The organism is Salinivibrio sp. ML290, assembly GCF_001995695.1.
Lineage (GTDB): Bacteria > Pseudomonadota > Gammaproteobacteria > Enterobacterales > Vibrionaceae > Salinivibrio > Salinivibrio siamensis.
Genome location: NZ_MUEY01000013.1, coordinates 62,433 through 79,082, shown reverse-complemented (window position 1 = coordinate 79,082; position 16,650 = coordinate 62,433). Strand labels below are relative to the sequence as shown.

The window sequence follows — 16,650 nt, the reverse complement described above, 5'->3', positions numbered from 1 at the left end:
CGACCTTAGTCTACCTATCAGGTAGCGGTGGTGGACAGGTTTGGTCGCCTTTTGTTTTTAACGTCATGTTTTTTAAGTTATTAACTAGCAATGCTGACACACTGCCCACTTTGTCCTACCAAAAAAAAGATAGCTTGACCAGTTGCAGTTCTGTGATTTGAGTCCACACTTTTAAAAAGGATGTTGTTTGGAGTGTGGGCAATGATGACAACAAAAGTAGATACGCGCTGTTACCGCTTTCCCGAGGTTGATTTTGAACCAGAAAGCCGTACGTTATATTGGGCCGATGACACGATGACGGTTCTCTCTTACGAAGAGTCTCGTTTACTCGAGATGCTTTGCTACTATGCCGGAGAGGTACTCTCTAGCCGCACCTTATTCAAACAAGTGGCCTTGCCCGACAGCTCATTTGCCCAGCATCAAAGTGTGGTGACATCATTAATGGCCAAATCCTACCGCAACGGCAAAAAATGCCTTCCCTTTGAGGTAGTCGGTGAATTTGGTTTTCGTGTGTCGCTTCCGCAGCAAACACTTGCCAAACGTCCAGGACGAGCAGCAAACGCTGCATCACAGACGCCTCCACCGTCTTTAACGCACTCAACGACCATTGAAGAGTCGTCGTTTAGTATCGCTAAACCACTCACGATCCTGGTCACGGCAGCGGCGGTCATTATTGGCATGACAGCATTATTGACTCAAGCTTAGCGTGTTTGATGCCCGTGGTGCGCCACGGGCGTGTCGTGTTAGGTCGTCGTTTTTGCTTTGTCCATCGGCTTTAAAATCTGAGAGAGAGATAATGCCACGCCGCTATTTACCGCTTCTGTTGTTTATCACGCTGCTCAGCCTCTCCACCCCTACCCGAGCCACCATTGAACAAACCTATGTCGCACACCTTGGCGAACTACCTGGCTTGATCAATTTGGACGGTAGCGGCGCGTTTGTCGATTTCGTCCGCTATCTTGATGAGCAAGACCCTAGCACCAAGATTACTATCGAGGTGTTCCCTATTCATCGCGCGATAAACAGTGTCGCACAAGGGCGAGCCGACTTTGGTTTACCCGCGGTGCGTCCGACGCGGGAAGTGTCCACCTTGCCTTTCGACTTTAGCGAGGTGTCATTTGGCCAGGTCACGCATGTCCTTTACACCAATAAAGCGCTCCCGCTCTCGGTCAAAGCGCTGTGGGCAACCCCCTCGCGCTATACCATTGAAGCCGTCCCCTACTATATGCCTTTTAAGGTGCAACGCTCGCACAGTATTAAACAATCTTTGTTGCGCTTGGCCGCGGGGAGAATTGATGGTTTCGTTTGGGCGCAAGAGGAAGCTGACATGGCACTTAAAGAGCTAGGTTTAACCATGATCAAACGCGCACACTTTGCTGACTTCCACGATGTCTTCATCATTCCTAAGGGCGAAGCGGGCCGAGAAATCGATGCGTATCTCACACGACTGATTACTCGCTTGCGTGACCAGGGCGATCTCGCGCGTGAGTATCGTAAGGTACATCGCCCCTATGTCGATTGGCAGCCATAATGCATCAACCGTCTTTCGGCTCGCGGACGTGTCTGCCTACGCACGTCGTCATGATGGCCACATTAAGAGGCATAAAAATATTGATGTCACTCTAACTTTCAGCAACAAATCTGCTCTTGCAAAACATGCGTGATATTACTCACACAATTATTGAAAAGGCTTCTCTACACTGTCCTCCCGTTAACGATAAAGAAGAGATGCTATGCGAACCGCACTAACTGACGCACTGACACAATTACCCGACGCYCTACAAAGCGTCGTCTCTGATTGGATAAATGACGCAAACTTTGGTGCTACCTTCACACCAGAGCAGGTGGCGCAGATGGAATCTGCCAGTGGCCTTAACGGCGCCGCACTGCGTCTTGCTTTATTGCCTTTGGCGGCGGCCTATGCGGTTACCCCCATTTCTCAGTTTAATGTTGGTGCTATTGTCCGTGATGAAAGTGGCACCCTGTATTTAGGCGCAAACATTGAATTCACCGGGGTGCAGCTAGGGCAGACAGTGCATGCCGAGCAATGCGCTATCAGCCATGCTTGGACAAAAGGGGCAAAACGCCTCACCGATATTACGATCAATTACAGCCCATGTGGTCACTGTCGGCAGTTCATGAATGAGCTCAATGGCGCTGAGTCCTTGATCATCCAGCTGCCACAATCCAATCCGAAAGATTTGCACACCTATCTACCCGAGCCGTTTGGTCCTGCCGATTTGGGGATTGACTCTCGCTTATTGACTGACGAGTCCAATCAATTATCAACGGATGATATCGATATTCCATTGCTAAAAGCGGCCGCTGACGCCGCTAACCGCAGTCACGCGCCCTACTCAGGTAACTATAGCGGGGCCGCGGTTGAAACCAATGATGGCGAATTTTTCTCTGGCATGTATGCCGAGAACGCGGCTTTTAACCCAAGTCTTCCGCCTCTTCAGGTTGCATTAATTGCGGTCAATATGGCGGGCTACCATTGGACAGACATTCGCTCTGTTGCGCTGGCCGAAATGGCAACGAGTACAGTCAGTCACCTTGCCGATACCCAGGCAACACTGGATGCCATTGACCCAGATATTCCCTTAGTGTATTCAACCCGCTAAGCGCCCTCCTTATTTGTCCGGCCCTCAGGGGATTTCAGGTCGCCCTGAGGTCGGATTTGCGCTACTATCCGTGCGTCTTTTTTCGGATAGTCACGGCAATGAAACAGATTCATAATCCACTCCAAGGTGCGGCCTGGATGCTGACCGCAGGCCTGTGTTTTGCCCTCGTTAACAGCCTGTCTCAGTACGTTAGTTTTAAAATGGGCTTACCCTCTACCACGGTTGCCTTCATTCAATACGCCATCGCCTTGGTTGCGATGATCCCCTGGTTGAAGCAACTCGGGATCCGTCAAGCACTCAAAACCCAACACCTTGGTCAGCATTGTCTGCGGGTGTTTATCTCCGTGATTGGCATTCAACTGTGGCTGTGGGCGCTGGCCTACCCAGTGCCCATTTGGCAAGGGATTGCGCTATTAATGACCTCACCGCTATTCGCAACGGTAGGCTCTGGGCTGTTTTTACAAGAGCGAGTGGGGATCGCACGCGGTCTTGCGACGCTCGCTGGGTTTTGCGGCGCCATGATTATCCTCGAGCCTTGGTCAAATGCGTTCACTTGGGCAACGTTATTGCCTGTCGGTGCGGCGTTTTTCTGGGCCACCTACTCGCTGATGGTGAAACGTTTATCCGCTTATGACCCTCCCACCACCATAGTGGTATATCTACTTTTGTTGATCACGCCCTTTAATTTGCTACTCGCCGTGCCTGATTGGACGCTCCCTCAGACATCCACTGCTTGGTGGATGTTATTTGGCGCCGGCATACTGACCGCCCTCGCACAGTGGGCCATTGCCAAGGCATATGCTGTTTCCGATGCCTCTTTTGTGCAGCCTTTTGATCACGCTAAACTCCCTCTTAACGTCCTCTTTGGTTGGCTGGTGTTTAGTTGGGTTCCACCCGGCCGACTGTGGTTAGGGGCAGGTATTATTATTGCAGCGGTCTTTTTTATTACTCACTGGGAATCACGCCAATACACGCAGGCAAAAAATAAGCTCGCATAGTCGGTTTGTCAGTTTCTACGCTTTCTTGCCCACTAAGACGGCTGCTTACGCCGTCAAAGAGCGTGCGACGTCAAAGAAAAGGGGCCGTCATGGCCCCTTGACACATTCTCACCCACATCGGCCACTACGACGCCGCTGCTTTGATTAACCACACTTGTTCACCACGCTCGCCGTCGGGTTCCGTGTGTGTCTCGAGCAACCTGATGTCTAAGCCTTGGAACGCCTCTTCTACCACCGACGCATCAATGGAAAATGGCGGCGTGTCATCCGTTTGCGGATAAAATAAGGTAATCAGCAGCAAACGCCCTCCAGGTGCCAGCAAGGTTCGAATATGGCTGACATACTGCGCGCGCATAGCAGGCGGCATGGCCACCAAGGCGGCGCGATCATAAATCAATGGCATAGGACTCAGGCGCGCGGTAAAGAAATCGCCATTGATCAGCTCCAGTTCATCAAAACAATAGTGCATATGCCCTGATGGGGCGCGATAAACCTGAGGGGTATATAAGTTTTCCGAGAAAAACGCACGCACTGCGATCTCACTAAGCTCGACGCCAATCACATGCTGATGTTTTTCAGCTAGCCAGTTGAGATCGATCGACTTTCCGCAAAGGGGCACCAAAACCGTTTCGTCACTTTGTGGGGCCAGTGATGACCAGTGGCGGATAAGCATCGGGTGTACCGTATCGCGATGAAAGCCTATTTGGTTTTCAGCCCAGCGCTGATGCCAGAACGCTTGTTCCATGCTCTCTCCAACGTGATGAAAACGGTGATTTTAGCAAGTTATTTCCCCAAACTCACTAACGTCGAGACTCAGGCGCGTTAGCCGCTATTATCGATCTTGATCACAAACTAGCCACTAAGTGACTTGCGAGTGACGCCACAAAACATTACTGTTTAAACATACAGTATTGATTATATATACAGGTGCTTTATGTACGTGACGTCCAATATGTCAAATCAAGCTAAGGTTCAGTCTCCCGCGCGTGTCACGCCATCATCTTGCTATCATGCTGCTTTTACCGCCGCCACACAGGTAAACGCACACTGGCAAGCGACCTTACGCGCGATTGCACTGCAAGCACGCCAGCCCAAGTGGGTCACGATCATTAATCCTCCTCGTGCTTTAAATGCGGCACAACTTAGCCTCTGGGGCATTAATGCGAATCAGGTACGAGTGGTCCATCGCCAAGCAGGGTACGATGATGAAGCGCTTATTGATGCGGCGTTAGCGGCTGACACCTCATGTGCCATTATCGCCTTTACCCCAACAGACAAGCCGTTCAATTACTGTGAGCAAAACAAACAAGGGATCGCGCGCGTCGATCCCGCCTTTATCCAGCGTCACTAATTCACGCAGTATCAATAAGTTGGGATGATGGCTGATTAGGATTGAGGATTAAGACCTGAGGGTAGCGTTAGACGAACCCATTCACGGTTCTCATTGCTGTACTCAATTTGCGCATCGGTTTGCTGGCTAATCGCCTCCATTTGTCGATATTCAAGGGCATAAGGCATTAAAATCGTTAGCTCTTCAATGCCTTGTTGACGCGCAAGACGTGCCAGCTGCACCAAATTGGCCGTATCGGTGTTACGCACCGACATCACGCGAGTGGCTTGCTGGTATAGCTGCTCTTGTGCAGAAAGCGGAGACACTCCATCACTGGCTTGATGTTCAAGCACAGTCGTAAAGATGGGTAATAAACTGCGAAAAATATCGGTAAACGTCCAGTTTGGTTGCTGACTCTCACACAAAAAGTGGGTGTAGTCGAAAACGACTTCTGTGGGCGCTTTCAGCTGGGTTGACAGCACATCCATGGCTTACCTCCAGACAGAAAATGAAATAGACACTCCCACTATAGGCAGTTTTAAACGTATGTCTGGAAGATCGTACAGTATTTTGCGCTTGATCATGCTTTAGCTAAGGGAATGCGCAATAAAGACAAACTTTATTAACACAATAAAAACAAATAGTTGATAATAGAAAAGTTTGTTTACCCTAGCATCACAATGCGGGGAGAAAATCAGACAAGAATATTGGTGAGTCGAGTGAACATCCGCTTACGTATCAAATACCATCATCAAACACGTAAGCGGATGCGCAAAGGGATCAACAAGCTTTGTAAATCACCTTGTTGGCGGCGACTTGAACACGCTCAACGGCGCCTTCTTCAGTCAATTTTTTCAATGCACCTGTCGCCCAAGAAGCCGCTTTCGTGTCTTCTTGACCAGCCGCAAGGCCAATCCCTTTTGGATTAATGCCGTCAGGGTTTGCTTGAACAATCTCGAGTACTTGCTGTTGCTTTGGCGTCAATGAAGAGGCTGAGCTCGCCACCGGTGCCTTAGCGGCTGGTTTTGCTGCTGGTTTCGCAGCGGCAACCGGTTTTGATTTAACCGGACGCTGACGTGCTGGCGATGATGCCTTAACACGCTTGTTGAGTTTAAGTTGTACCTTACGCTTGTGAGAGATTTTCATTCAATCATCCTACTCCGACGCACTACGTTCAGGCTTGCTGAATGCAGCGGGTGAAAAACAAAGCGCGTGTTATACCAAATTTCCAGCCACTTTTGTAGGTAACCGCCCCCTAATAGGCGCAAAGATCGTGATATTTAGCGATAAATGTTTACCAATCCAGTGATTCTTAGGCAAACTAATCAGACACTATGCGCGTATATTTAACGGGTAGTTTGTAAAAAAGACGGGGCGGTTTTGCCACCTCTTGCGAAGAATGGATGATCATGGATGCTTTAAAGACGATCAAAATCTATCCTCCTCAATTTGAAGCGGCGCGCTGGAGCATGTTAGCCGCCATGGCGGTGGCGTTTCTTTTGATCTGCTTTTTCCTCGTCCAACCGACGCTCTCGCTTGGCCAGGGCTTATTGGGCTTGGCGGCCATAATTGCCATTTTTTATGCCGTTAACCAATTGCTTCAACGTGTTCAGCTCTCTTTTTCATTGTCATTTATGCACTTACAGCACCATAGTTTTCGTGGTGGCTGGGCGCTTAAGTGGCGAAACATTGAAGCCATTGGCATCCCGCACCTCCACCGGCAAGGGTTAGGTGAACCGCTTCCATGGGTTGGAATAAAAATTAAGCGTTACGATGTGCTCTTAGACAGTATCAGCTTGCGAATGGTGACCCACATTATTATGACGCAACGCGCGTTACTCATCACTGCGTATCGGCGTGGAGACCATAAACCCAGTAAACCGCTGGAAGACATGATGTTTGATGACACGCCGTATCGGGGAAGCAACGGCGTGCTATACAAAGGATTGATGGCCATGCTGGCAAACCGTATGCGCTATACCAGAGAGTTACTCGGGTACGATTTGTTTGTCAGCGAAGACTTGCTCGATAGACCCCTCGAGGACTTTGTTGGCGTCGCCCGGCGCTATTTGGCCGCTGCCAGCGGTGATGATTAAAGACCCGCCTTTAGCATCAGATAGCAGCAAAAGGCCGGCTGTTCTCAACGGTAGGTTAGAACGCTCCCGTTAAAAAGGGGTTCGTTTTCCGCTCGTGACCCAAGGTCGATGTAGGGCCATGGCCAGGGATAAAGGTCACATCATCCCCAACCGGCAGCAAGGTGTGTTTGATGGCGTTGATCAAGGTGGCGTGATCCCCTTTGGGAAAATCAGTTCGCCCGATACCACCGTTAAATAGCACATCTCCTACCCAAGCGGTTCGCCCTTCCAGATCGACAAACACAATGTGGCCAGGGGTATGTCCAGGGGCAAACAACACCGAGAGCGAACTATTGCCCACGGATACGGTGTCACCTTGTTGTAGCCACTGATCAGGGTCAAACGGCTCAGCGTGCGCGAAACCAAACATTTGGGCTTGTGCCGGCAACGCTTGTAGCCAGAAAGCATCTTCCTTGTGCGGTCCCACCACAGGGACATTCAACGCGCTAGCAAGCTCAACAGTGCCGCCAACATGATCTAAATGGCCATGCGTTAGGAGGATTTTCGTCACCGTCACTTCGAGCGAATGAATGACTTGGCGAATTTTAGCAATATCCCCACCGGGATCCACGACAGCCGCCTGTTGCGTTTGGTCGCACCAAATAATGGAGCAATTTTGCTGAAATGCCGTGACTGGCACAATTTCATAATGCAACGCCATGGAGTTAACCTTCTCTTTGTCTGTTCAGTGACGCAATAACACGTAATCCGTGACACGCCCTCAGGTTTTGAATCGTCAATATGCGCCTCACTATGCCACGCTGTCATCAGTTTGCAACTATGCTGCCAAGGAGGTGTCACTTTTACTATCTAGGCTAACGTCAGGATATCTGGATAAATCAGATGCGCATTTTTGCATGCAGGGTTGCTTATGTTAGATGTTGATAAAGTTCTATCGTCTCATTATCCCCAACTAGAACAGCGTGACTGGCTAAAACGTCCCGTCAGTAGAACCCTTAAACGGTTACTTCATGAGCAGGAGTTTCAAGCCTTTGCTGAGCGGTATCCTCATCTGCAAGGGTTTGAGTTTGTTGAACAAGTGCTCGACTACTTTAACTTTAGCTATCGGGTGAGTGATCGCGAGAAAGAGCGGATTCCCGAATCAGGACGTGTCGTGATTATCGCCAATCACCCTATCGGCTCGCTGGATGGACTGGCGCTGTTAAAACTGGTGCGCTCTGTCCGACCGGACGTCAAAGTGATTGCTAACGATTTATTAATGCAGGTTAAACCGCTCCACGGTTGCTTGTTGCCCGTCAACAATATGGGGGGATATACCCCGAAACAGAACCTACAAAACATGACTCAGTGGCTGGAAAATGACGGAGCAATCATCATTTTCCCCGCCGGTGAAGTGTCACGGGTTGCGCCAACCGGGATCCGTGATGGCGCCTGGCACCCTGGCTTTTTACGCATGGCAACCAAATCAAAAGCGCCCATTCTCCCGATTCACGTCCAGGGCCGTAATTCAGCCCGTTTTTATGGCGCATCCATGGTATATAAGCCGCTCTCTACCCTGTTGCTCGTCGAGGAAATGTTTCGCCAAGAGAACAATACCATTGCTTTTACCGTCGGCGAATTAATCCCACACCACAGTTACAGTGCTACTGCCTCCCTGCCCGTCAAAACACGCGTTAAGTTATTCCATAAGCACTTGTATCGTATTGCCAAACGCAAGCCTGGCTTGTTTCCCACAGAGACAGCCATCGCCTCTCCCGAGCCTCGTTTAGCGCTTAAACAAGCCCTCAATGCTGGCCAGCAACTCGGACAAACACCGGATGGTAAACTGATTTATTTACTCGACTATCAAGCAGACTCCCCTGTCATGCGCGAGATTGGACGATTACGTGAAGTCGCTTTTCGTGCTGTGGGAGAAGGCACAGGTCAGCGACGTGATCTCGATAAATATGATCAGCATTACTGGCATTTGGTCCTTTGGGATCCCGCCGAACTCGATATCGTGGGCGCCTACCGCTTATGTGACACCCAAGCGACGCTCACCGCCCAAGGGCTTGATGGGATCTATAGCGCGAGCTTATTCGATTTTGAGCAAGGCATGCAGCCGTATCTTGCACAGGGGCTGGAGCTGGGACGTAGTTTTGTGCAACCTAAATATTGGGGCAAACGGAGTTTGGACTATTTATGGCTTGGTATTGGCGCTCTGCTCGCGCAGAAGCCACAATACCGTTATCTGTTTGGTCCAGTCACCATCAGCAACGCCATGCCACAGGCGGCTAAAGAATTGCTCATTTTCTTTTACCGTACCTACTTTACTGGCGAGAGCGAGTGTGCACGCTCTAAACGCCCCTTTGAACTGGCAGACAGTAAAGAAAGTGAGCTTCTGGGTCACTTCTGCGGGAACGATTACGCCAAAGACCTTAAACAACTTAAAATGCTACTCGATCACTTGGGCGTTGGGATCCCCACCTTGTACAAACAGTATAGTGAGTTATGTGAACCAGGTGGTGTCCAGTTCCTGGACTTCGGCGTGGATCCTGACTTTGCCGATTGTATTGATGGTCTTGTTTTGGTCGATCTTAAGCGCTTAAAACCCAAACGTTATCAACGCTACATTGCCCCTCACCTGAGCCACCAGCCTAACGCTGATACATCTCGTTGAGCTAACGACAATGGCGTGACTCGCCTATACCGACATGAAGAGAGAGCCGCGGTTATACGCGGCTTCCTGGTGACTATTGCGCTTGCATCTGCACAGAATGACGCTGCTGGGTTAAATAACTAGGCTCTTGTGTGGTGATCTTACGTTTTGCAGGGACATCATAGGCATACACGTCATCACGAAAGGCCAATTCCCCTTCATCAGTGACCCAAGCCGTCTGGTAAATGGTCTGTACCGCTAAACGTTTTTTGAGCGGTACCCACTTGGTCTGGGTTTTATCAATATAGTACTGGTAATCGGTCAGCTGCTTACCCGATAAATCCAATAATAAGTCCGCCAGTTGCTCCGCTTGCTCGACACGGATACAGCCGGAACTAAATGCACGCCGTGACCGGCTGAATAAGCTTTGCGCTGGCGTATCATGCAGGTAGATTGCATTACGATTGGGCGTGTTGAATTTGTATTTTCCGAGGGCGTTGCCTCGACCTGGTGCCTGCTGAAGCCGGTAGGGAAACCCGTCGACTGACACTTTTTGCCAATCAATCGAGCTAGGGTCAATCTGGGTGTCACTTTGCCAATTGGGCAAAATACGATATTGATGCTGAGACAAATATTCGTGCCCATCAACCAGCTTGGGCAGGATATCTTTTTGCACTATGCTCCGAGGCACATTCCAGCTTGGATTGAGCACCACAGAGTCGAGTCGTGACGAGAACAGGGGCGTGCGTCTAGATTGGCGTCCGACCACCACTTTGCTCTCGAACACATTCTGATCGTTAGACCACAGGCGCATACGATAATCCGGGATGTTGACCACAATGCGATCCGGTTGTTGCTGGGGCCATAACCGTAACCGCTCCGCATTAAGCGCCAGCAGCCGGATCCGCGCCGACGCATCTAAATTAAGCCATTTCAACGTTGACGGGCCAATGATGCCATCCACACTCAGTCCGTGTTGTGACTGAAACCGTTTAACGGCATCGAGTAGATCGCCACCATATTGCACCGTTTTACCATCCAGTGCCTCTAACCGTTGACTGTCCCCCCAATATCCCTGCACCCGCAGGTTATCAACTAAGTTGAGCGCCAAGGGGATCGCTACCGCTTGGTCAGGGTAAATCAATCCATCGCTGGTCACGCTGGGCCACACTGAGCGGGCTTGACGTTGCAAGCGAACAATCTGCTTAATCAGCGCGGTATATTGCGGATGCTGAGGCCGAAGCTTGCGCAGAAAAGCGGGCAACGCCGGCCCCAAACCTGCTTGAAAAAAGGACGCTCGTTGAGACTCGGAGGGCTCGGGCAATGGCGTGTGATGCAAAGAGCCAAAAAACCAACGCGTACCTTTATCGGACACCGCATCCAGGTAACTCATCAAGGCATACGCGGTGTCGGTAGCAAAAATATCATACGCGGTGTCGCTACCCTGCTGGCGGAGTTGGCGAAGTTGCCAGGCGCGCCACTCGAATTCCGGACTGAAGCTGGCTAATGAAATCACATTAACTTGCGTTGCAAGCTCGTCCCGCGCTGCATCCTGGGTCCAAAGCAGAGAAAACCCATTATCGAGATAGTCTTGAGTCAGCGCTGAGGGATAGGCCAAAACAGTGGCATCAGGGGCGGCCGACTCCAGCCAGTCGCGCGCATACTGATAGGCGCGTTGACGATGATCGTCAGCCGACAGGGTTTGCTCAGCCGACGCCGCTTGATCTGAGGCCGAATGCGCCGAGGTGGATGGTGCCAAAAACCGCATGCCACCGGCCTCGATCGCCTCATTTGCCACAACGGGGTTTACCCAAAAACAATATCCTATCAGAAGGTTAGCCAACCAGGCACCGTGCCTTCTCACCATACGCCCCTCCTCATCCATGCTTTAATTATGGCAAATTTTGCCCCCGTCTCGACAAAATCATCGCCTGATTTTTTCTCGCCCCCCAACCCGCGATGAAACAAAAAGCGGCAGCCTCTCCAGACTACCGCTTTTCACGCTACCATGCTTTCATTACACCAGCGTTATCCAATGATTATCCCATCGTACTGGCGTCATCTGATAATCGGGATGATGTGCGCTATCAAGGGTCACCATTTTGCCGCCCCCTGAACTTAAGTTGATCACATCACCGTCACGACTGGCACCAGAGGCATCCACTAATGGATGCAAACCTATCATTTTTTTCGTGTCTAATGACCAGACACCGTAGCAATTGCCTCTGGGTGAGGTCGCCACCACCCAGCCATTGAGTGTCGCGATACTCGCCACATAGTTGTTAAATCGAGCCCATTGCTCAGGGGTAGCATTGAGCATTTTCATCGGCTCACCACGACGGTGAATGGCCACCAAGGGGGCATTATCCTGACCATGGTATTGCTGCCCCGTCACCACATAGCCCTCATCTGACACCATCAAATGACGAATACTCAGCTTTTTATTGGCTAATTCAGCACGCTCAACCACCTCACCCGTGTCGATGTCAATGTACACCAACGCCGGTGACATTGAATCAATGTTTAGCACGGTGCGGCCATCGGTATGCATGCCACCGACCCCCACCACCAGTGTGTTCGCATCCGCCAGCGCGATTTCATGAGGACCAATCCCAAAGCCGCTTATCTCACGCACTTTTTTCACCTGGCCGTGCTCGCTCAGTCGATAAACACCGACCACGCCCTCGCTGGTTTGACGTTTTCCTTCAGTGGTATATAACCATTGACCATCATCAGAAATCACACCATGGCCGTAAAAGTAGCGTTCTGCGCTGGCCATTACCTGTGACAACGTCACGCCACGTTGATAATCAAACACCTGCATAAAATGACCGGGCCGACGCGCAAAGGCCACACCCAGTGTCCCAACCTCTCGACGTTGGGCGGCGACACCATGACCGCGCGCGGGTAAAGGAAGACGGAAGACGGGCTGTCCCATACGGTCAGCGCCGACAACCGCGAACGTTCCATCACTGCTCAGCGCGCAGCCGAGTAGCTCACAACGCGCTGACGTGCTGTTGCCACGACAACCACTCAACGCATTCACCACTGTAGGCAGCGCCGCTCCCATCAGTGCCGCTTTTAATAAACGGCGTCGCTTTAAACTAGTCTCCATCTGATGCATTAAACCCGACGATAATACCTAAATCTTGCGCGACCTGACCGCCAAGCACCAATTTGAGATATTCTAGATTGTTGTAGACGGTGAGCATGTCTCGATACCCTGCGACGCTATTTAGCCTGTCAAATAAGGGTTCACCATCTTGTGGCACGCTGTTATATGCCAACTGCCAATGCTCGCTGACACGATCCGCGACCTCATCATAACCTCGCTCACGGAGGGATTGTTCAATGCCACCCTCAGCGTGATATTGGGTTTGCATCGCTTTGATGCTTTGCCGTAACAATGTGAGAGAGTGCCGTGAGCGCCACGCTTCACCTTGATAAGGGTTAGGAAAGCCCGGTTTACCCAAAGGGCCAGACAGTTTCTTCAGCACATAATCCAGCTGATGGGTCAACGCACCGAGCTTTTCTGACACCGCCATCGAAGGCGGCATGCCATGCCAAGGATTTTGCTGCCAAGCCGCATTGAGCGCAAATGCCGTTTGTTGCAAGCGAGCACTGACCGCCATCGCCACTTCACAGTGTTTCGGTTGACTCAAGTCAGCTTGCTGATCATAAAGCAACCACTCCATCGCGCCGACGCCTTGCACGGCCACACTTTGCTCGGCCAATGCCTCCGCGGTCCACTGTGTATCACTGGCCAGCAAGGCATTAATTTTTCGCCCTGTGGTATTTTTTTTGTCAGGATAAAACTGAATACGCCAACTTTGCGCCAAGGCGTCCTCAGACCCTTTTTCTACCCCTTGTAACGGCATCCAATTGGCCATCACCGTCTTCCACGCTTGGCGCGCATCATCAATGGGCGTACCCTGAGTACAGACCGATTGCGTGGTCTTAGCCAGATCCGTGGTCGCAGAAAGGAACTGCTCACTTCGCTGCTTTTGTAGTTGCCATAGGCCGTGATTAGGCCCGGTCTCGGTTTGAGATAAACACCCACCGAGTAATACCGTGGCGCTCAGAGAGAGCGCGGCGATAGGATTGAGTCGAAAACGCATGCGACAAGACTCCAGCATATTGTTGTTATAATGAACGTAAAAACGCGATCAAGGCGTCACGCTCAGCTTTCGGCATCGCCAGCACACGCTGTTTCGCACTGGCGGCTTCGCCATCATGCCATAAAATGGCTTCCATGAGGGTACGCGCGCGACCATCGTGTAGATAGGTGGCATCCGCATTCACTTCTTTGGTATACCCAATGCCCCATAGAGGCGGTGTGCGCCACTCTCTGCCGTTGGCGATAAACTCTCCACGATGATCCGCTAGCCCCGCTCCCATGTCATGCAAAAGCAAGTCTGTATAGGGGTGAATACGTTGCTCGCTGAGCGCCTGAAGCGCTGGACGCTTTGCAGTGGTAAAAGACGCCACATGACACGCATTGCAGCCGGCTTGAACGAAGGTATCTTGCCCCTGTTTCACGGCAGGATCCTGCATATTGCGACGTGCTGGCACAGCTAAATGACGGGCGTAAAACTCTACAAACCCGAGGATATTGTCGCTGACTTCTGGATCACCACCATTGGGCATCTCGTCGCACACAGACTGTGACGGCATACAATTGTGATGAGGAAACATGGAGGTGGTTAATCCCACATCGCCATTGAAGGCCGCGGCGTTTTGTTGGTTAACCGTGGGTAGCCCTGCTTTCCAACCAAACCGGCCAAGCGCAGTGCGTTGTTTTTCGATATCCCACACTTGATTTGGTCGTCCTGAGATCCCATCGCCATTGGCATCATCAGGATCAGCCAGGGCGTAAATGTCTTCCGCAGGAATGGATTCCAACAGCCCCAATCCAATCATCGGAGGCGCAATCCGCGCCGACATCTGAACATTTTCTGCCATCGGCCCATAATTAAGATCGGTGATCGTTAAATGTGGCTGACGCAGAGTGACAGTCTCACCATCGGCAAAGGTCACGGGGACCGCAGAATAGGTAATGGCGACCTTTCCTTCTGGCTTCGCGCCTGGCAGTGCAAAGTCTTGCAACTGACCCCCATAATTTGGCTCGGGAATATTGCCATATTGGATCAATTTCTGCCGCTCTGCTTCGCTCATTGCCGGCACACTCAATCGCACCAACATAGACACGGCGTTGGTATCGCTAGGAGAAGGCGGATGCCCACGGCCGTCTTTAATATGACAATTTTGACAGCCATTGGTATTGAACAAAGGGCCAAGCCCATCACGCGCATCGGTTGAAGCCGGCGAGCTCACCCAGGGATTACGAAAAAAGCTGTTCCCGACACTGAAGTCGATGCGCTCGCTCATGGGTAGGTTAGCGGCAGGTTGGGAGAAAGCGTTGGCACCTTCTTTAATCACCGTGGTGCGGCCACCAGAGGTGCGTTCAAAAGCAACCGCTGACGCGCTCACCAAGGCACTGATGCCGATTGCACCGAGGTAAACAATGACTTTGGACTTCATGTTGTATCCTGACAAAGCAAAAAGCCCCGCGGCACGGGGCTTAACATCATTAGCGGACAATTAAAATTGATGGTCCGCGGTATCTGGGTTGAGATTATCAATGCCGATGATCTGAGCGGCTTTCTCAATGTGTTTGGTTTGGTCAACCAGTGCGGTAATGGATGCATTGACGAGTTGGTTACCGTCATTGTTGCCCGCCGCTATCAATTGATCAAAATGCACATTGTCTTCTTCCGCTGACACAACCAGCGTTTTGACTTGCTCACGCGCTTGGTCAAAGCTTGTCTTGATCGCGCTTGCCGCGTCAGTATCTTTGTCTTTGACCAAGTCGAGCACTGATGGCCCGGTCAATTTGCTGCCATCAACACGCTGATAGGTTCCCATCATGACATTATAAATGCCTTGCTCGTTATAAAAATGCGAATTGTGGGTATTATCAGAGAAACAATCGTGTTCGTCTTCGGTCGAGTTGGCTTCCAATGCCACCTTCATGCGCTCGCCGGCCAACTCGCCCAACGAGAGTGACCCCATACCAAACAGCATCTTACGTAAACCGTTCTCGCTCGAATCCGCCAATAGCGTCGCGCGATAGTTATCTTTATTACCTTCCGCCCACTGGTCGCGCATCCAGGCTAAATCATCCACCAAAAGATCAGCGGCCGCTTTCAAGTACTCGCGGCGACGGTCGCAGTGGCCGTTCGTGCAGTCTTCCCCGTAAGCAAAGTCAGAGTATGGGCGCTCGCCCGCACCTGGGTTAGTGCCATTTAAGTCTTGCCCCCATAGCAAAAATTCAATCGCATGATAACCGGAAGCAACGTTGGCTTCTGACCCACCTACCTCATTGAGACTTGCCAACAGTTTTGGCGTAATGTCAGCCACGTCTAAATCGGTCGCACCAATTTGAATACTCTGGTTGGCAATAATGTTTGCTGTCGCACCGGCATTCCCCAGCTCTGCTTGGTAACCGTCTGCCACATAATCAATCAAACCTTCATCCAATGGCCACGCGTTCAGCTGTCCTTCCCAATCATCAACAATCGCGTTGCCAAAACGGAACACTTCTGACTGCTGATAAGGGACTCGCGCGTCTAACCATGCTTTTTTTGCTGCCTGAAAGGTTTTTTGAGAGGGGCTGGCAGTAAAAGCCTCAATAGCGTCATCGAGCGCGACCGCTGTCGCGTGGGAGTCTGCGAATACCGCATGCGCGATATCAGCGTAATGTTCAACAACGTCTTCTTGCGTCGCCGCATTAACACCCAGAGGTGCGGCAAATAAGGAAAGCGCGATAAGGTTACGCTTAAAAGGGGTCATTTCCATAGTACTTTGTCCTTCGCTTTGATATGAACAGTTATGAGAACTATTATCGTTTGTATGCGAGAGATTCTAAGCATTATGTTACTAAATGCAACAAAGAATTGAGACT

At 50.9% G+C, this 16,650-nt stretch carries 16 protein-coding genes; 7 read left to right on the top strand and 9 right to left on the bottom strand.

The genetic code is table 11. From position 1 onward, the window contains the following. Positions 1-201 precede the first annotated feature (201 nt). From BZG23_RS12315 to BZG23_RS12300, 4 genes are all read left to right on the top strand, one after another. A complete protein-coding gene (locus BZG23_RS12315) occupies positions 202-705 on the top strand; it encodes a hypothetical protein (RefSeq protein ID WP_052707982.1) in 504 nt (167 codons plus the stop codon). 91 nt (positions 706-796) lie between these two features. Continuing rightward, entirely contained in the window at positions 797-1,531 is a 735-nt protein-coding gene (locus tag BZG23_RS12310) for an ABC transporter substrate-binding protein (RefSeq protein ID WP_077607095.1), read from the top strand. 202 nt (positions 1,532-1,733) lie between these two features. After that, positions 1,734-2,624 (top strand): cytidine deaminase, encoded by an 891-nt coding sequence (gene cdd / locus BZG23_RS12305; RefSeq protein WP_077607094.1) that lies wholly within the window; start codon positions 1,734-1,736, stop codon positions 2,622-2,624. A 98-nt stretch (positions 2,625-2,722) separates the two neighbouring features. Continuing rightward, the gene (locus BZG23_RS12300) at positions 2,723-3,622 is read left to right on the top strand and encodes a DMT family transporter (RefSeq protein ID WP_198532163.1); all 900 of its coding nucleotides are present in this window, start codon (positions 2,723-2,725) and stop codon (positions 3,620-3,622) included. 124 nt (positions 3,623-3,746) lie between these two features. On the opposite strand, the gene BZG23_RS12295 is transcribed toward BZG23_RS12300, so the two are convergent. Continuing rightward, positions 3,747-4,367: a thiopurine S-methyltransferase gene (locus tag BZG23_RS12295; RefSeq protein ID WP_077577755.1), complete on the bottom strand. Its 621-nt coding sequence runs from the start codon at positions 4,365-4,367 to the stop codon at positions 3,747-3,749. Positions 4,368-4,574: 207 nt separating this feature from the next. Here BZG23_RS12295 and BZG23_RS12290 point away from each other — a divergent pair, with 207 nt between their 5' ends. Beyond that, entirely contained in the window at positions 4,575-4,973 is a 399-nt protein-coding gene (locus BZG23_RS12290) for a hypothetical protein (RefSeq protein ID WP_131825382.1), read from the top strand. A 35-nt stretch (positions 4,974-5,008) separates the two neighbouring features. Here the strand turns inward: BZG23_RS12290 and BZG23_RS12285 are convergent, their stop codons facing one another. Together BZG23_RS12285 and BZG23_RS12280 are read right to left on the bottom strand one after the other, a co-directional pair. Beyond that, positions 5,009-5,440: a hypothetical protein gene (locus BZG23_RS12285; protein WP_077607092.1), complete on the bottom strand. Its 432-nt coding sequence runs from the start codon at positions 5,438-5,440 to the stop codon at positions 5,009-5,011. Positions 5,441-5,732: 292 nt separating this feature from the next. Further along, the gene (locus BZG23_RS12280; RefSeq protein ID WP_046073159.1) at positions 5,733-6,098 is read right to left on the bottom strand and encodes a hypothetical protein; all 366 of its coding nucleotides are present in this window, start codon (positions 6,096-6,098) and stop codon (positions 5,733-5,735) included. Between the two features lie 263 nt (positions 6,099-6,361). On the opposite strand from BZG23_RS12280, the gene BZG23_RS12275 reads away from it, so the two are divergent. Then, complete coding sequence (locus BZG23_RS12275; RefSeq protein WP_077607091.1) at positions 6,362-7,048, top strand: DUF2982 domain-containing protein; 687 nt, start codon at positions 6,362-6,364, stop codon at positions 7,046-7,048. A gap of 55 nt (positions 7,049-7,103) precedes the next feature. Here BZG23_RS12275 and BZG23_RS12270 read toward each other — a convergent pair whose 3' ends face one another. After that, a complete protein-coding gene (locus BZG23_RS12270) occupies positions 7,104-7,748 on the bottom strand; it encodes an MBL fold metallo-hydrolase (protein WP_077607090.1) in 645 nt (214 codons plus the stop codon). A 210-nt stretch (positions 7,749-7,958) separates the two neighbouring features. Between BZG23_RS12270 and BZG23_RS12265 the strand changes: the two genes are divergently transcribed. Continuing rightward, complete coding sequence (locus BZG23_RS12265) at positions 7,959-9,707, top strand: GNAT family N-acyltransferase (RefSeq protein ID WP_077607089.1); 1,749 nt, start codon at positions 7,959-7,961, stop codon at positions 9,705-9,707. 73 nt (positions 9,708-9,780) lie between these two features. Here the strand turns inward: BZG23_RS12265 and BZG23_RS12260 are convergent, their stop codons facing one another. The 5 genes from BZG23_RS12260 to BZG23_RS12240 all read right to left on the bottom strand — a co-directional run bounded on the left by BZG23_RS12260 (position 9,781) and on the right by BZG23_RS12240 (position 16,544). Beyond that, positions 9,781-11,553 carry a L,D-transpeptidase family protein gene (locus BZG23_RS12260; protein WP_198532161.1) on the bottom strand — a complete coding sequence of 591 codons (1,773 nt, stop codon included), beginning with the start codon at positions 11,551-11,553 and terminating at the stop codon, positions 9,781-9,783. Positions 11,554-11,703: 150 nt separating this feature from the next. After that, positions 11,704-12,801 (bottom strand): DUF1513 domain-containing protein, encoded by a 1,098-nt coding sequence (locus BZG23_RS12255; RefSeq protein WP_077577753.1) that lies wholly within the window; start codon positions 12,799-12,801, stop codon positions 11,704-11,706. Next, a complete protein-coding gene (locus BZG23_RS12250) occupies positions 12,791-13,804 on the bottom strand; it encodes an imelysin family protein (protein WP_158011382.1) in 1,014 nt (337 codons plus the stop codon). Before BZG23_RS12250 ends, BZG23_RS12255 begins: the two co-directional genes overlap by 11 nt. Before the next feature lie 25 nt (positions 13,805-13,829). Continuing rightward, positions 13,830-15,227 carry a di-heme oxidoreductase family protein gene (locus BZG23_RS12245; protein WP_077607087.1) on the bottom strand — a complete coding sequence of 466 codons (1,398 nt, stop codon included), beginning with the start codon at positions 15,225-15,227 and terminating at the stop codon, positions 13,830-13,832. Between the two features lie 60 nt (positions 15,228-15,287). Further along, a complete protein-coding gene (locus tag BZG23_RS12240; protein WP_046073152.1) occupies positions 15,288-16,544 on the bottom strand; it encodes an imelysin family protein in 1,257 nt (418 codons plus the stop codon). Between the last annotated feature and the right edge of the window lie 106 nt (positions 16,545-16,650).

Bases quoted from the DNA above. Each gene is read 5' to 3' on its own strand.
- BZG23_RS12275 (WP_077607091.1), top strand. From the start codon at position 6,362: ATGGATGCTTTAAAGACGATCAAAATCTATCCTCCTCAATTTGAAGCG.
- BZG23_RS12280 (WP_046073159.1), bottom strand. From the start codon at position 6,098: ATGAAAATCTCTCACAAGCGTAAGGTACAACTTAAACTCAACAAGCGT.
- BZG23_RS12260 (WP_198532161.1), bottom strand. From the start codon at position 11,553: ATGGTGAGAAGGCACGGTGCCTGGTTGGCTAACCTTCTGATAGGATAT.
- BZG23_RS12290 (WP_131825382.1), top strand. From the start codon at position 4,575: ATGTCAAATCAAGCTAAGGTTCAGTCTCCCGCGCGTGTCACGCCATCA.
- BZG23_RS12295 (WP_077577755.1), bottom strand. From the start codon at position 4,367: ATGGAACAAGCGTTCTGGCATCAGCGCTGGGCTGAAAACCAAATAGGC.
- BZG23_RS12300 (WP_198532163.1), top strand. From the start codon at position 2,723: ATGAAACAGATTCATAATCCACTCCAAGGTGCGGCCTGGATGCTGACC.
- BZG23_RS12245 (WP_077607087.1), bottom strand. From the start codon at position 15,227: ATGAAGTCCAAAGTCATTGTTTACCTCGGTGCAATCGGCATCAGTGCC.
- BZG23_RS12285 (WP_077607092.1), bottom strand. From the start codon at position 5,440: ATGGATGTGCTGTCAACCCAGCTGAAAGCGCCCACAGAAGTCGTTTTC.
- BZG23_RS12315 (WP_052707982.1), top strand. From the start codon at position 202: ATGATGACAACAAAAGTAGATACGCGCTGTTACCGCTTTCCCGAGGTT.
- BZG23_RS12250 (WP_158011382.1), bottom strand. From the start codon at position 13,804: ATGCGTTTTCGACTCAATCCTATCGCCGCGCTCTCTCTGAGCGCCACG.
- BZG23_RS12270 (WP_077607090.1), bottom strand. From the start codon at position 7,748: ATGGCGTTGCATTATGAAATTGTGCCAGTCACGGCATTTCAGCAAAAT.
- BZG23_RS12265 (WP_077607089.1), top strand. From the start codon at position 7,959: ATGTTAGATGTTGATAAAGTTCTATCGTCTCATTATCCCCAACTAGAA.
- BZG23_RS12240 (WP_046073152.1), bottom strand. From the start codon at position 16,544: ATGGAAATGACCCCTTTTAAGCGTAACCTTATCGCGCTTTCCTTATTT.
- BZG23_RS12255 (WP_077577753.1), bottom strand. From the start codon at position 12,801: ATGGAGACTAGTTTAAAGCGACGCCGTTTATTAAAAGCGGCACTGATG.
- BZG23_RS12310 (WP_077607095.1), top strand. From the start codon at position 797: ATGCCACGCCGCTATTTACCGCTTCTGTTGTTTATCACGCTGCTCAGC.